10 protein-coding genes and 1 pseudogene are annotated in these 13188 nt (G+C 58.1%); 4 read left to right on the plus strand and 7 right to left on the minus strand.

Annotation, left to right across the window (positions count from 1 at the left end):
* Position 1 precedes the first annotated feature (1 nt).
* Both xylA and xylB read right to left on the minus strand, forming a co-directional pair.
* Positions 2-1312 carry a xylose isomerase gene (gene xylA, locus JYU29_RS18165; protein WP_213986270.1) on the minus strand — a complete coding sequence of 437 codons (1311 nt, stop codon included), beginning with the start codon at positions 1310-1312 and terminating at the stop codon, positions 2-4.
* Positions 1313-1348: 36 nt separating this feature from the next.
* A complete protein-coding gene (xylB, locus tag JYU29_RS18170) occupies positions 1349-2797 on the minus strand; it encodes a xylulokinase (RefSeq protein ID WP_213986271.1) in 1449 nt (482 codons plus the stop codon).
* A gap of 266 nt (positions 2798-3063) precedes the next feature.
* On the opposite strand from xylB, the gene JYU29_RS18175 reads away from it, so the two are divergent.
* Positions 3064-4023, plus strand: a complete 960-nt coding sequence (locus JYU29_RS18175) for a hypothetical protein (protein ID WP_213986272.1) — start codon at positions 3064-3066, stop codon at positions 4021-4023.
* A 74-nt stretch (positions 4024-4097) separates the two neighbouring features.
* Here the strand turns inward: JYU29_RS18175 and JYU29_RS18180 are convergent, their stop codons facing one another.
* Genes JYU29_RS18180 through JYU29_RS18200 form a run of 5 tightly spaced genes read right to left on the minus strand, consistent with a single transcriptional unit; the run spans position 4098 to position 10487 of the window.
* The gene (locus JYU29_RS18180) at positions 4098-5729 is read right to left on the minus strand and encodes an ABC transporter ATP-binding protein (RefSeq protein WP_213986273.1); all 1632 of its coding nucleotides are present in this window, start codon (positions 5727-5729) and stop codon (positions 4098-4100) included.
* Positions 5726-7114, minus strand: coding sequence for a M20 family metallopeptidase (locus JYU29_RS18185; RefSeq protein WP_213986274.1), 1389 nt, complete (start codon positions 7112-7114; stop codon positions 5726-5728). The genes JYU29_RS18180 and JYU29_RS18185 overlap by 4 nt, the downstream gene beginning before the upstream one ends.
* Before the next feature lie 9 nt (positions 7115-7123).
* Positions 7124-8017, minus strand: coding sequence for an ABC transporter permease (locus JYU29_RS18190; protein ID WP_213986275.1), 894 nt, complete (start codon positions 8015-8017; stop codon positions 7124-7126).
* Positions 8014-8931, minus strand: coding sequence for an ABC transporter permease (locus JYU29_RS18195; protein ID WP_213986276.1), 918 nt, complete (start codon positions 8929-8931; stop codon positions 8014-8016). Before JYU29_RS18195 ends, JYU29_RS18190 begins: the two co-directional genes overlap by 4 nt.
* A gap of 53 nt (positions 8932-8984) precedes the next feature.
* Positions 8985-10487, minus strand: a complete 1503-nt coding sequence (locus JYU29_RS18200; protein ID WP_213986277.1) for an ABC transporter substrate-binding protein — start codon at positions 10485-10487, stop codon at positions 8985-8987.
* A 187-nt stretch (positions 10488-10674) separates the two neighbouring features.
* Here JYU29_RS18200 and JYU29_RS18205 point away from each other — a divergent pair, with 187 nt between their 5' ends.
* The 3 genes and pseudogenes from JYU29_RS18205 to JYU29_RS18215 all read left to right on the plus strand — a co-directional run.
* Entirely contained in the window at positions 10675-11352 is a 678-nt protein-coding gene (locus tag JYU29_RS18205) for a GntR family transcriptional regulator (RefSeq protein WP_284144939.1), read from the plus strand.
* A 174-nt stretch (positions 11353-11526) separates the two neighbouring features.
* Positions 11527-12510 (plus strand): bile acid:sodium symporter family protein, encoded by a 984-nt coding sequence (locus JYU29_RS18210; RefSeq protein WP_213986279.1) that lies wholly within the window; start codon positions 11527-11529, stop codon positions 12508-12510.
* Between the two features lie 174 nt (positions 12511-12684).
* Positions 12685-13029 (plus strand): annotated as a pseudogene (locus JYU29_RS18215) (IclR family transcriptional regulator); the annotation flags it as partial.
* Positions 13030-13188 lie beyond the last annotated feature (159 nt).

The raw sequence follows: 13188 nt of genomic DNA on the forward strand, positions 1-13188 counted from the left end.
ATCAGACGTAGCGGTTGACGACGTTCTCGAGCCATTCCTGCTTGCCGGAGCGTGGCTGCGGCTGAAGATTGTCTTTGGTCACTCGCGCGGCCACGTCTTCCAGGCTGCGGCTGCCGGACAAGATCGCCTGCCCTTCCGCATCATCCCAGCCCTGGTAGCGCTGTTTCACAAAGTCGGTGATGACACCGTCTTCGATCATCTTGGCCGCAGCTTTCAAGCCACGGGCACAGGCATCCATGCCGCCGATATGGGCGATCAGCAGATCCTGCGGATCGAGCGACTGCCGGCGCAGCTTGGAATCGAAGTTTGTTCCGCCGGTGGTGAAGCCGCCAGCCTTGAGAACCTCGTAGTAGGCCAGCGCCATTTCCGGGACATTGTTGGGAAACTGATCGGTATCCCAGCCCGACTGATAATCATTGCGGTTCATGTCGATCGAACCGAAGATGCCGAGCGCCGAAGCGAGCGCCAGCTCATGCTCGAAGGAATGACCGGCCAGGATCGCGTGACCCTGCTCGACATTGACCTTCACCTCGTTCTCCAGACCGAAGTCCTTCAAGAAGCCGTAGACCGTCGCGACATCGTAATCGTACTGATGCTTGGTTGGCTCCTGCGGCTTAGGCTCGATCAGGATCGTGCCGTCGAAGCCGATCTTATGGGCATATTCGACCGCCATCTGAAGGAAGCGTCCGGCTTGGCTGCGCTCGCGCTTGAGATCGGTGTTGAGCAGCGTTTCATAACCCTCGCGCCCGCCCCATAGGACGTAGTTCGCACCGCCCAAGCGTTTGGTGACGTCGATGCAGTGCTTCACAGTGGCGGCAGCATAAGCAAACACATCCGGATCGGGATTGGTGGCAGCACCCGACATGTAGCGTCGATGAGAAAACAGGTTGGCCGTGCCCCACAGAAGCTTGACGCCGGTTTCTTCCTGCTTGCGCGCAAAGATATCGACGATATCGTCGAGCCGCTTGGCACTTTCGGCAAAGGTTTCGCCTTCGGGGCGCACATCCGCATCATGGAAGCAGTAAAACGGCACGTCGAGCGCGGAAAACATCTCGAACGCCACATCGGCCTTCAGCCGCGCACCGGCCATATCGCCGGTGAACCATGGCCGCTCGAAGGTCTGGCCGCCGAACGGATCGCTGCCTTCCCAGGCGAAGGAATGCCAGTATGCCGCAGCGAAGCGCAGATGATCTTCCATCCGCTTGCCTGCCACCATCTCGTCCTTGTTGTAGTGACGGTAGGCCAGAGGATTGGTGCTGTCGGGTCCTTCAAAGCGCGCGGGCGCGATGTCGCCGAAAAAGCCTGTGGTCATGATAATCTTCCTCCCAAAAACTAACTTTGCCTCGCCTCAAGCCGCTTTGATCGCCGGATAAAGGCTGCGGTAACGCTGATAGGCTTCCTCGAAGTCTGGTCGCAGGGCGCTGTCCGGCTCGATCGTGGTGTCGGTCGCCGGCGGCGTGCAAACAGCGAGGGGATCGGCGCCCGTGGCGGCAATCAAACCGAGGCGCGCTGCCCCGAACGCCGCGCCAAAATCGCCATCAGCCGGAATATCAACCGGCATGCCCAAAGCCGTTGCAATGACCTTCAACCAGTAATGCGAGCGCGAGCCACCTCCGATCGCGGTCACGCGCGTGAGTTCGGTGCCTGCAACGCGCAAGGCTTCCAGACTGTCGCGAAACGCAAAGGCCACGCCCTCGAGGACCGCCTGGGTCATTTCGGTTGTGCCCGTTTCCTGCTCCAGTCCGGCAAACACGCCGCGGATTAAAGCATCATTATGCGGTGTGCGCTCGCCCGAAAGATAAGGCAGGAAGGTCACGCCAGTTGGGGCGCGCAATGTGTCGCCCAGCGGCTGCGTCAGCTCGGCTGCCTTCTTGCCCGTTATGCGCGACAGCCAGTTCAGCGAGTCTGTCGCCGACAGGATCACGCCCATCTGGTGCCAGGTATCCGGCAAAGCGTGGCAGAACGTATGCACCGCGCTGCCTGCATTGGGCAGATAAGCGGCATTGGATGCAAACAGCACACCTGACGTGCCGAGCGACACGAAGGCGGAACCCGGCTTAACGGTGCCCATGCCGCAGGCCGAGGCTGCGTTGTCGCCAGCACCACCGGCAACAACCACCTTGCCGGTGATCCCCCACGCCGTCGCAAGCTCAGCCCGCAAGATGCCGCCGACTTCCGTTCCTTCAACGAGAGCAGGCATATGGCTCTCATCAAGATCGGTGGCCGCAAGAAGCTCCGGCGACCACTTGCGCTCGGCAACATCGAGCCAGGCGGTTCCTGCAGAATCCGACATTTCCGAGATGGCTTCGCCGGTCAGCCAGAAGCGAAGATAGTCCTTCGGCAGCAGCACCTTTGCGACCTTCGCAAAAACATCCGGCTCATTCGCCTTGACCCAGGCAAGCTTGGGCGCGGTAAATCCGGGAAACACGATGTTGCCGGTGATCTCACGGAAACGCGGATCGGCATCAAGAACCGCTGCTTCCTTGTAGGAGCGCGTATCGTTCCACAAGATGCAGGGACGCAGAACCGCGCCGGCGGCATCGATCAGCGTCGCACCATGCATCTGGCCCGACAATCCTATTCCCTTCACTGCGGAAAGTTCAGCCGGATGCGCAGCCTTCAGTGCACGAAGAGCCTCCTCCGTTGCGCGGATCCAGTGTGCGGGATCCTGCTCTGACCAACCCGAATGCGGCCGCGACACATCAAGCGCACCGTTTGCCGAGCCGATGATGCGCTGCTCACCATTGATAAGCAGCGCCTTTACACCCGACGTGCCGAGATCAAGACCAAGATACATGCATTCCTCCAGCGGCTCTCCGACCAGCGTCGGGAGAGTTCGCGATTAGCGCTGCTTCACATGAAGCGGGTTGGGCTCAGTCATAGCAAAATGGCGGCAAGCGAGAAGCGAAAAAACATGGGAGCCGCGCTTCCGCTAGGAGCAAAGCAACGCTTCGACGCTCCATCGAGTAAGTGGTAAAACTTTAGAAGGAAGTTGCAGGGTCAAAGGGGATCTGCAACCTACGGCTCGTTTAACGGGAGATTTTTAGCGCTCATGATTGCGTCATGGCGCAACCGACATCAGAGACGGGTAATCTCGTTCTGAAATGGAAACAGGAAGAGCAGATCGATGCTTTCCTGGCCAGCAATCTGATGTGTTGTCCCGTCTCCTACCTTTCTATGTTGCAGCAGGGCCAAGGAAAGAGATGCATCATCTATGTCCCTACAGATGGCATCCCAAACAGACCTGATCTCAATGCGCACTTTGCGGCAAAGGCTGTTCTTCACCGGGTTGAGATTGATCCATTCGACAACAGGCACGTCATCGTTCATCTCGCCAACCTGACACCTCTGTCGTTTCCGACACCGCGCGAATTGAACGGTATGCTCCTGGAGTACGGCGAACTTTATGGTCGGCGGGATCGCTCGCGCGAGCAGCATGTCGTCCGCAAAATCGAGGCAATGAACTTCCAGCGCATCCTGTATTACGGGGAAGCTGGAACCCTGATCGGGTTCGGATCTGCCACGCATTTTGCGCCCAAAGTGGAAGAGTTCGAAGAGACTACCTTAGGTGGTTTCAGTGACGCTGACCAAGATGCCAATGACGATCCTGTATATCGGCAACGGCGTGCCAAGGCCCGAAGCTACCTGGTCCAAAGAAAGACTTTAAGCATCGATCAAAGGCGCTGCATCGTTTCGGACTTTTGCGCCACTTTCCGCGGACGCCACATAGGTGTTGAGGTCATCCACCTCTGGCCTCTCAAGCAAGCAGGCCCGGACGTCATTTCGAACACGGCCGTAATGCATACTACGCTGCATCACCTTTACGACCGGTTCGTTTTTACACTCACAGACGACTTCGATATTCTATGGGCAAGCGACGCGGACAAGGATCTTCTGGTACACGGCCTGTCAGTTGGAACGCGTGCTCACTTCCTCCGTAAACCCGCAGATATGCCCGACATGACGAACATACGACGGCATCGTCAGCAATTCATGGAGCGCGAGCAGCGTTTCAACGCATGAGACACGGAGGCCGAAATGCTGGCTTTCCGATCGGTAGTGCAGGTCGGTTACACCTTAACCTCGTTAGCTCACGCTCACGTCGTTGGCTGCGCCTCCAAGGCGGGTACTTCCCAGCCATTCCCCGGCATGGCGGACAGAAGCTGGCGTGTATAAGCGTCCTGCGGGTCGCCAAACACCTGCTCGACAGTCCCGCGTTCGACGATCTGACCACGGCTCATCACGATGAGATTGTCGCAGATCTGCGATGCGACGCGCAGATCATGGGTAATGAAGAGGATGGTCAGCCCCATCTCGCGTTTGATGTCGGCCAGAAGCTGAAGCACTTCTTTTTGCACGGAAACATCGAGCGCAGACACGGCCTCATCCGCAATCAGCACCTTCGGCTCGACCATCAACGCACGAGCGATGCAGATGCGCTGACGTTGGCCGCCGGAAAATTCTGCGGGATAGCGATAAAGCGCGTCTTCTTCCAACCGCACGATCTTCATCAGGCGCTTGGCACGGTCCCACGCCACCGAGCGTGAAACGCCGAAGTTCATCGGTCCGCCGATCAGCTGTTCGCCGATCGATCTGCGAGGATTGAGAGATCCGTACGGGTCTTGAAAGACGATCTGGATGTCCTGGCGAGCCGTACGAAGGCTCGACCGCGATCCTTTTGCGAAGTTGCGATTCCCGATCCAGATTTCACCATCGTCAGGATCGAGAAGCCTGATCAGGCAACGCACCAGGGTGGTTTTCCCGCTGCCGCTTTCCCCGACGATACCCAGCGTTTCTCCTTTGCGGACGCTGAAGTCTGCGGGGTGGAGTGCCTGCACCGTGCGGGCCTTGCGTGTCAGGGTGCGCGCGACATGGTAGGTCTTGCTCAAGCCCTTCACGCGCAGCGCAATCTCTTCCTGAAGTGGCGCGGCCTCGCCCTGCTTCTTGCGTGGAACGGCAGCGATCAGCTGACGGGTATAAGGGTGTTGCGGATCGTTCAAGACTTCGGTTGCCGTCCCCTGCTCAACGACAATCCCCTTCTGCATGACGACGACCCGGTCCGCGATTTCCGCGACCACGTCAAAATCGTGGGTGACGAACAAGATCCCCGCATTGTGGGTCGTCTTCAACGTCTTGAACATGGCCAGGATCTGAGCCTGCGTAGTCACGTCGAGTGCTGTGGTCGGTTCGTCCGCAATCAGCAGCTTGGGATCCATTGCCAGCGCCATGGCAATGACGATGCGTTGACGCTGTCCACCTGAAAGCTGGTGCGGATAGCTCGAATAAACACGCTGGGGATCAGGAAGCCGCACCTCTTCCATCAGAGCGAGTGTACGGGCCTTGCATTGGGCACCGGAAAGCTTGGTGTGGGTCCGAAAGATTTCCTGGATCTGGTCTCCCACTGTAAAACACGGATTGAGCGCAGTCATCGGCTCCTGAAAGACCATCGAAATCCGCTGACCACGCAGTTTTGCGTGGTCACTGCGCGACATCTTCAGAAGGTCCTTTCCTTCGAACAGCATTTCGCCGGCAGATACCTTCAGCGCCTTCGGCAGCAAGCCCATGGCGGTAAAAGCGGTGACGGACTTGCCCGAGCCGCTCTCCCCCACCACGCAGACGATCTCGTTCGGGTGAATTTCGAAGGAGAGGCCGCTAACGGCATGAGAGCGATCACCGCTAAGGGGTAGATCGACCGTGAGGTTGCGAACGGAAAGGACAGCACCCGTCATTGCTGCAGCTTCCCTTCCCCGATGTCCCAGAACAGACCCGCCATGATCTCTGTCGCTTCCTTGGCGACGCTGACCATCACATGCTCATCGGGTGCATGCTGCGAGCAGGACGGATGCGAATGCGGGATCCAGATCGTGGGGAGGTTGAGCGTTTCGGCGAAGACCTCGTTTGGCAGAGAGCCGCCGAAATTCGGCTGCAGGGCCGGCTCGCGACCGGTGGTTTCCGTGATCGATCCCACAGCGAGACGCGTCCACGCATTGTCCGGATCGGTACGCGTGGCGCGAAAGAAACCGCGTGCCATGGGTTCAATGCGAATATCCTGAAAGCCGTGAGCATCGAGATGCTCGCGCAGCGCTGGCAAGATGCGCTCGCGATCGACCCCGACAACATAACGTAGCTGGCATGTCGCCTTCGCGGTGCCCGGAATGGCATTGACGGGCGCTTCCGGCCGCCCGCAGGTGTAAGCGAGGACCTCGAAGTTGCACCATCCATAAACCTGCTCGGGGCCTACGAGATCGGGCTCACCCCATGTCGGGTCGGTTTCAGGATCTTCCGGACCGAACTCAAGCTCGATCTTCTTCAATGCCGCGTGAACGTTCTCCGGGATCTTGCCCGGCGTCCATTCGCGGATGGCGATGCGTCCCTTGGCATCGGTGATCGTGGCCAGCGCATGCGCCAGACGAATGCCGGCATTCGGCAGGAGTCCGCCCCAATTGCCGGAGTGATGCGCCCCTTCGCGAAGGTCGCAGATCAGATGGAAGCCGTGCCCGCCGCGAGCACCTAGAAAAACGGTCGGAACATGCGTGGACACACGTGGACCATCCGAAGCAATCAGCACGTCTGACTTGAACAGGTCACTGTGGGTTTCGGCCATCTCGGCCAAGCCAGGCGATCCGGTCTCCTCTCCCATCTCGATCAACACCTTGACGTTGAAGCCGAGCGATCCGCGCTCTTTCAGCACGATCTCGAGGGCAGCAAGGTTGATCGTGTGCTGCCCCTTATTGTCGACGCTTCCGCGGCCGTAAATGCGGTCGCCAACCAGCGTTGCGTCCCAGGGGCTACGGCCTTCTTTCCAGTCTCCTTCCATGCCCCACAGGACATCGCCGTGTCCGTAGGTCAGGACCGTCGGCAAGGCTGGATCCTCTATTCTTTCGGCATACAAGGCTGGAATGCGCTCGAGCTTCGGATTGGGAAGGATTTGGCAGCTAAATCCCATACCTTCGAGAAGCGGACGCATCTGTTCATTCAGGTAGCGGAGATGATCGGGACCGCTGTCTTCGCGCGGGCTTTCCGAGGGAATGGACAGACGTTCCTGGAGGTCGGAAAGGAACTTGCCCTCGCTTACATAGGCACCGGCGGCAGCGATCACGTTGGAGCGGGTCATGTCAGTCTCTCAGTTCCTGTTTTCAGGGGCGAGCGCGTCACGTAGACCGTCGCCAATCATGTTGATGGCCAGCACCAGCACGCAGATCGCGGCGCCGGGGATCAAGATCAGCCAGCTGTCGAACAGCAGATATTGCCTGCCTTCCGCCACCATGAGACCCCAGGATGGCGTCGGTGGCTGGACGCCTAAGCCCAGGAAGGACAGCGATGCTTCAAGCAGGATCGCATGCGCCATCTCGAAGGTAGCGATAACGGCGAGTCGATCGAAGATATTGGGCAGAAGTTCTTTGAACAGCAGCTTCGGCGTGGAGTAGCCCATCGACTGCGCTGCCTGGATATATTCCTGGTTGCGGATCTGCATCACCGCCGAGCGCATGACAACTGCAAAGCGGTCCCACAACAGCAATCCCAGCACCAGCACCACGACGATGAGCGATCCGCCGAACAGCGCAACGACCGCCAGTGCAACCATCACAACGGGCAGTGTGAGCCGCGTCATGATGAGAAAGTTGATGACGAGATCGATCTTGCCGCCGAAGTAGCCTGCGAGCACGCCCATGACGGTGCCGATGATCCCCGAGCAGATCACCGTGAACACCCCGATCAAAAGCGAAATACGGGCGCCATAAATAATCCGACTGAGATAATCGCGGCCCAAACCATCCGTTCCCAGCGGGTGAGCCCAGTTACCGTCAGACATCCAGAACGGCGAAACAGTGCGGGTGAGCATGTTCTGCGCAAGCGGATTGTAAGGCGCCAACAAGGGAGCCAGGGCTGCCATGGCCACGATGAGCCCCAACAAGACCGCGCCGAACAGGAACACCGGATTGGCTAGTGCACGTCCGATGAACCCCTTGCGTCGAACGGTGCCGGGCTGCGGCAAAGCGAGGTTGAGGCTGGTCATTGGATACGGATCCTCGGATCAAGCCAGGCATTGATGAAGTCGGCCAGCAGAACGATGACAATGTAGAAGACAGCTACGATCAACAGCACGGCCTGCACCACCGGCAGATCCATGCGGGAGATGGATTCCCAAGCAAGGAAGCCGAGGCCGTGAATGCCAAACACCGCCTCGATCACCACAGACCCACCCAGCATGTTGCCGAACTGAACCGCCGAAAGGGAAACGACGGGGATGACGGCGTTGCGCAGAGCGTGCTTGAACACGATCTTGGTTGTGCCGATGCCCTTGGCTTTGGCCGTGCGGATGTAATCGGATGAAAGGGCTTCGATCATGCCCTGGCGGATCAGACGCATCATCGGCGGCGTTGAATAATAGCCGAGCGCAACGGCTGGCAGAACGTAATGCTTAAGGGTTGCAGAGCCCGACGGCGGCATCACGCCCAATGTCAGCGAGAAGATCACGATCAGGACAAGCGCAAACCAGAAGTTCGGCATGGCTTGTCCAAGCACGGCGATCAGCAGAGCCGCGCGATCGATAAGGCTGTTCGGGTACAATGCTGCGAGCACGCCGAGTGGAACCGACAACAGAAGCATCACGGCAAGCGACATGACGGCAAGCGTCAGCGTCCTCGGCAAGCGATCCGCAATCAGCTCGGCGACCGGCTGCCGGAAGAAAAGCGAATTGCCGAAGTCACCGTGAACGGCATTGCCCAGCCACTCGCCATAGCGAACCAGAACCGGTCGATTGAGACCCATTTCTTCGCGGATCGCATCGATTTGCGCGGCGCTGGCTTCTTCACCAGCCATCGAGATCGCAACATCACCCGAAGCGTTGAGGAGCGTGAAGGCTAGAAGCGAAACGGCCACGCAAACAAGCAGCGCCAGGCCGATCCGCTGCATCAAATACTGCAGCATGTCTCATCCGAAGTTGGAGAGCCCCGCGCCCATGGAGGCGCGGGACAGATCGGTCACTTGTTCCAGCTTGCTTCGAAGAAGCGCGGCGTCTCATCCGGAACCGGCGTGAAGTTCAACTGGCTGTTGTAGACGTAGTTAAGTGAGTACGTGAAAATCGGAACGATGAAGGCCTGATCAGCGATACGCTTGAGCGCCTTGGCGTAAGCAGCCTTCCGTGCTTCCGGGTCGATGGTCGTGTTGCCCTCGTTCAAGAGCGCAGTGGTCTCCTCGTCGCGCGCGTAGTCCACAGGCGATCCGTCGAACCAGTAACCAGGTCCAGCGCTGACATCGAGAATGGAGGACGAGCCCCAGGCCTGGAACCAGATTGGCGTACGGCCTTCAGTACGTGCCTGCGCAATGGCCGAGGCCTGAAGCATCGTCAGGTTCGCAGTAATACCGACGTTAGCCAGATCGCCGATGATGGCTTCCACGACCGGACGATCGCGGTAGCCGTAGAAGTCGATGGAGAAACCATCGGCATAGCCTGCATCCGTAAGCATCTGCTTGGCTTTCTCGGGATCGTAGTCATAGGTCATGACATCCGTGCTGACACAGCCGAACTGCGGCGGAGCACAGGCAGCGTCGATCTTCTGAGACCCTGGACCGACAAGCGCTTCGCGAATGCCGTCGCGATTGATCGCATGATTGATCGCGCGCCGAACCTCCAGCTTCTTCAACGGGCCATCCCCAGTGCGTCCGGCGGCATCCATGCCGATGAAGCCGATCCGCAGCGTATCGCCGGATTCGACCTTCAACTGCGGTTGGCCCTCGAACTGCTGCACGGCATCCGGCGGAACGCGCCAGATCCAGTCGAGATTACCGGTCATCAGTTCGATAGCCTGAGTGTTGAACTCGGCGATCCGACGGAATTCCAGCTTCTCGATCGAAGGCTTTCCCTTCACCCCACCGAAATAGTCCGGGAAAGCCTCCATCTTGACGCTTTCACCCGCGGTGATGTCGGTCACGCGGTAAGGACCTGTCCCGATAGGCTTGCGGGACATGCCGTCAGGCCCGGCTTCGGCATAATAGTCCGACGGGTAGATCGGCACGACATTGGCAAGATATTCGAGAACTGCTGGAAACACCCCTTTGGTCTTCAGCCGAACCGTATAGTCGTCGATCTTTTCTGCGCCCGAGAGAAAGAAGATCGGCTGAACAGTCGTATGGGTCGTCACATACTCCACTGTGCCGACCACATCGTCAGCCGTGAAATCGCTTCCATCGTGAAACTTGATGCCGCGACGCAGTTTGAATTCGAGCGTGGTGTCGTCGATCCATTCGAACGATTCCGCGAGATGCGGTTCGATCTCGTTGGTCTTGTTGTTGCGATAGATCAACGTGTCCCAGATGTGGTGCCCCAGCACGATGCCTTCGCGGATCGTATGCGTGTAAAAATCGATGCTGGACGGCATGCTGTCAGATGCAAAAACCAGCGAATTGTCATCGGGTCCAGCAATTGCCGTTGATGATCCCCACACCAGCATGAGTGCTGTCGCGCAGCCAAGAAGTCGTCTCATGAGTAGCCCCTTGAAGAAGTTTCTTCGATTTTGCCGCTTGTTTTCGGCAATTTCCAAGAGCTTAATTTTGTATACATCTTGCTGTAAAGGGGAATAATCGAAATCGAGCAACAAATCAGGACCGGCTCCGCGGAGATGATTGAAGCCTGAGCATCCTCTGATTGTTTCGTAAGCAAGGACCGTCTGATTGCCCACGATAAAGCCGATAGAACGACGCAGCTTACATGCAGAAGTCGTTGATCAACTGCGCCACATGATCGAACGCGGTGAACTGACCCCCGGATCGAAGCTGAATGAAAAGGCGCTATGTGAGAGCTTCGCCGTTTCGCGCACGCCCATGCGCGAAGGCATTCGGGCTTTGGCTGCCGAAGGCTTGGTCGTTCTGACACCCAATCGAGGGGCGAGTGTTGCACAAGTCAGCGAGGCTCAGATCCTCGAAAGCTTTCTCGTCATCGGAGCGCTTGAAGGGTTAGCCGGTGAGCTCGCGGCACCTCGCATCACAGAAGCTCAGCTGGAAGAGATCAGGACCCATCACGCGGCCATGCTGGAGCGGCGGGCGGCCGACGATCTCGACGGCTATTACCTCTACAACCGCCGCATCCACGATGCCATTTTCGACATCGCAGACAATGCGCTTCTCAAGGACATGCGTCGCATCATCTTCACGCGCATTATAAACTTGCGCTTCATCGCAAGGATCGCGCAAGACGAGTGGGAAACGGCCATCAGCCAGCACGAGGAAATGCTGGTCGCCCTTGCGAACAGGGATGGTCCGACGCTCGGCGCGATCCTCCGCCGCCATCTCCAATCCAAACAGCTCCAGGTTGCCCACTGGCTTTCCCGGCAGTCTGAAACTGAAGCGTGAAGCCATGCAGAACAGCTCCTCCGCCGAGCCTGCCCGGCGACATGAAGGCGCCGGCGCGGGCACAGGCAACAAGCAAGTCTTCGCGCCGATCATCGCCGTAGCTGGCGATGCTATGAGACATGCTCACCAGTCTTTCGCGTCAGCAGCAAGCCGGATGAGCAGACGGAAACCCACATGAATATTCTGAAACGCATTGGCATCGATGCCTACATGCTGCTTCTCATCGGCATGGTGATGCTCGGCATTCTCCTTCCTGCTAAAGGGTTGGGAGCCGATATCATGGGCTACGTCACCTACTTCGCGGTCTCCCTGCTGTTCTTCCTTTATGGCGCGAAGCTGAACGCTTCAGCCATCGTAAAAGGCTTGCTGAACTGGAAACCTCAGCTTCTGACCTTTGCCGCAACCTTCTTGCTGTTCCCAGTTTTGGGGCTGGGACTTGCGGCTATCCTTGACGGTCATCTGGTGCCGAACCTGATCCTCGGCCTTCTGTTTCTATCCGTCCTGCCGTCGACCGTTCAGTCCTCGATCGCCTTCACCGCCATCGCTGGCGGGAACGTTCCGGCCGCAATCTGCGCAGCCTCGCTGTCCAACCTGATCGGAGTTGTCCTGACACCAATTTTGGTGGTCATTGTTTTGCATCAGGATGGTGGTGGTGTCGGGTTTGCTGCCATCATCAAAATCGGAACTCAGATCCTGCTACCCTTTCTTCTCGGCCAACTGCTACGCCCCTGGATAGGTGCCTTCATCCAACGCCATAAGGTTCTGTCGATCGTCGTTGATCGAGGCTCCATTCTGCTGATCGTTTACTCGGCGTTCAGCGCTGGTACGGTGGCCAACATATGGTCCGTGATCCCCGTAGAAACGCTTGTTCTCCTGTTCTGCGTCATCGCGGTTTATCTGGCGATCGCCATGGGCCTCATGAAGGCAGCCGGCAAAGCCCTGCGATTGCCGCGCGAGGATCGATCCGTCCTGTTCTTCTGTGGCTCTACCAAGAGCATTGCCAGCGGTATCCCAATCGCAACCGCGATCTTCGCGCCGGAAATCGTCAGCGGCGTAATCCTGCCGGCAATGATGTACCACATCACCCAACTCCTGGTCTGCGCCGTCATCTCACGCCGAATGGCAGACACAGTGGTTGAGCCGGAGCTTAGTAGATAATCGCGGCTATGGCTGATCTTGGTACCGGTTGGATTAGCTAACTTCATAAGTGAGTAGATTGATGGTAAGCGCTGGCGGCACCGCTAGGTGCCACCTATGACATGGGTCCTATTGCCGAAGATGTCCTCCGCGGGCTGTTGGCTGCACCTTGTGCAGCTGCAAATCCTGGCAACCAGCACCGGCTCTTACAAGGTGCTGCTGGCCTTTCTGCATCCGCAGGTGCAGTCGCAGATGATCCCGGACGTCCTGCCGCGGCTGACCAAGAAGACGATCACGGACCGCGGCCAGTTGATCACGGAGCTTAACCTTATCCGTTCACAGGGATATTGCGTGAGTTATGGCGAGGTTAGCGAGCAGCTTGTGTCTGTTTCTGTTCCTGTTTTGGCGTTTGACGGGTCTGTGATTGCGGCTGTTAACGTTGGTGCGCCTGCGTTTCGGACGCACAAGAGCGACGTTGATCGGTATGTTTTGTTGTTGAAGGACGCTGCGCGCAAGATTTCGGCGGGTCTTGGCTGGTAAGCGGGTTTTCGCGCGCGCCTGGGGGGCTATGAACACGAATAGCCTCCCGAAGGAGGCTTAGGAGGCTTAGGAGGCTTGAGCGTCTAGTGTCGAAGTTGGTTTGTTGGTTGCGGGGGTAGGATTTGAACCTACGACCTTCAGGTTATGAGCCTGACGAGC

Origin of the sequence: Tianweitania aestuarii (genome assembly GCF_018457165.1) — a bacterium.
Taxonomy (GTDB): Bacteria; Pseudomonadota; Alphaproteobacteria; order Rhizobiales; family Rhizobiaceae; genus Tianweitania; species Tianweitania aestuarii.

What these genes read in the sequence shown, in the direction of transcription:
- JYU29_RS18190 (WP_213986275.1), bottom strand. Translation starts at nt 8,017, where the DNA reads ATGACCAGCCTCAACCTCGCTTTGCCGCAGCCCGGCACCGTTCGACGC.
- JYU29_RS18200 (WP_213986277.1), bottom strand. Translation starts at nt 10,487, where the DNA reads ATGAGACGACTTCTTGGCTGCGCGACAGCACTCATGCTGGTGTGGGGA.
- JYU29_RS18175 (WP_213986272.1), top strand. Translation starts at nt 3,064, where the DNA reads ATGGCGCAACCGACATCAGAGACGGGTAATCTCGTTCTGAAATGGAAA.
- JYU29_RS18210 (WP_213986279.1), top strand. Translation starts at nt 11,527, where the DNA reads ATGAATATTCTGAAACGCATTGGCATCGATGCCTACATGCTGCTTCTC.
- JYU29_RS18180 (WP_213986273.1), bottom strand. Translation starts at nt 5,729, where the DNA reads ATGACGGGTGCTGTCCTTTCCGTTCGCAACCTCACGGTCGATCTACCC.
- xylA (WP_213986270.1), bottom strand. Translation starts at nt 1,312, where the DNA reads ATGACCACAGGCTTTTTCGGCGACATCGCGCCCGCGCGCTTTGAAGGA.
- JYU29_RS18195 (WP_213986276.1), bottom strand. Translation starts at nt 8,931, where the DNA reads ATGCTGCAGTATTTGATGCAGCGGATCGGCCTGGCGCTGCTTGTTTGC.
- JYU29_RS18185 (WP_213986274.1), bottom strand. Translation starts at nt 7,114, where the DNA reads ATGACCCGCTCCAACGTGATCGCTGCCGCCGGTGCCTATGTAAGCGAG.
- xylB (WP_213986271.1), bottom strand. Translation starts at nt 2,797, where the DNA reads ATGTATCTTGGTCTTGATCTCGGCACGTCGGGTGTAAAGGCGCTGCTT.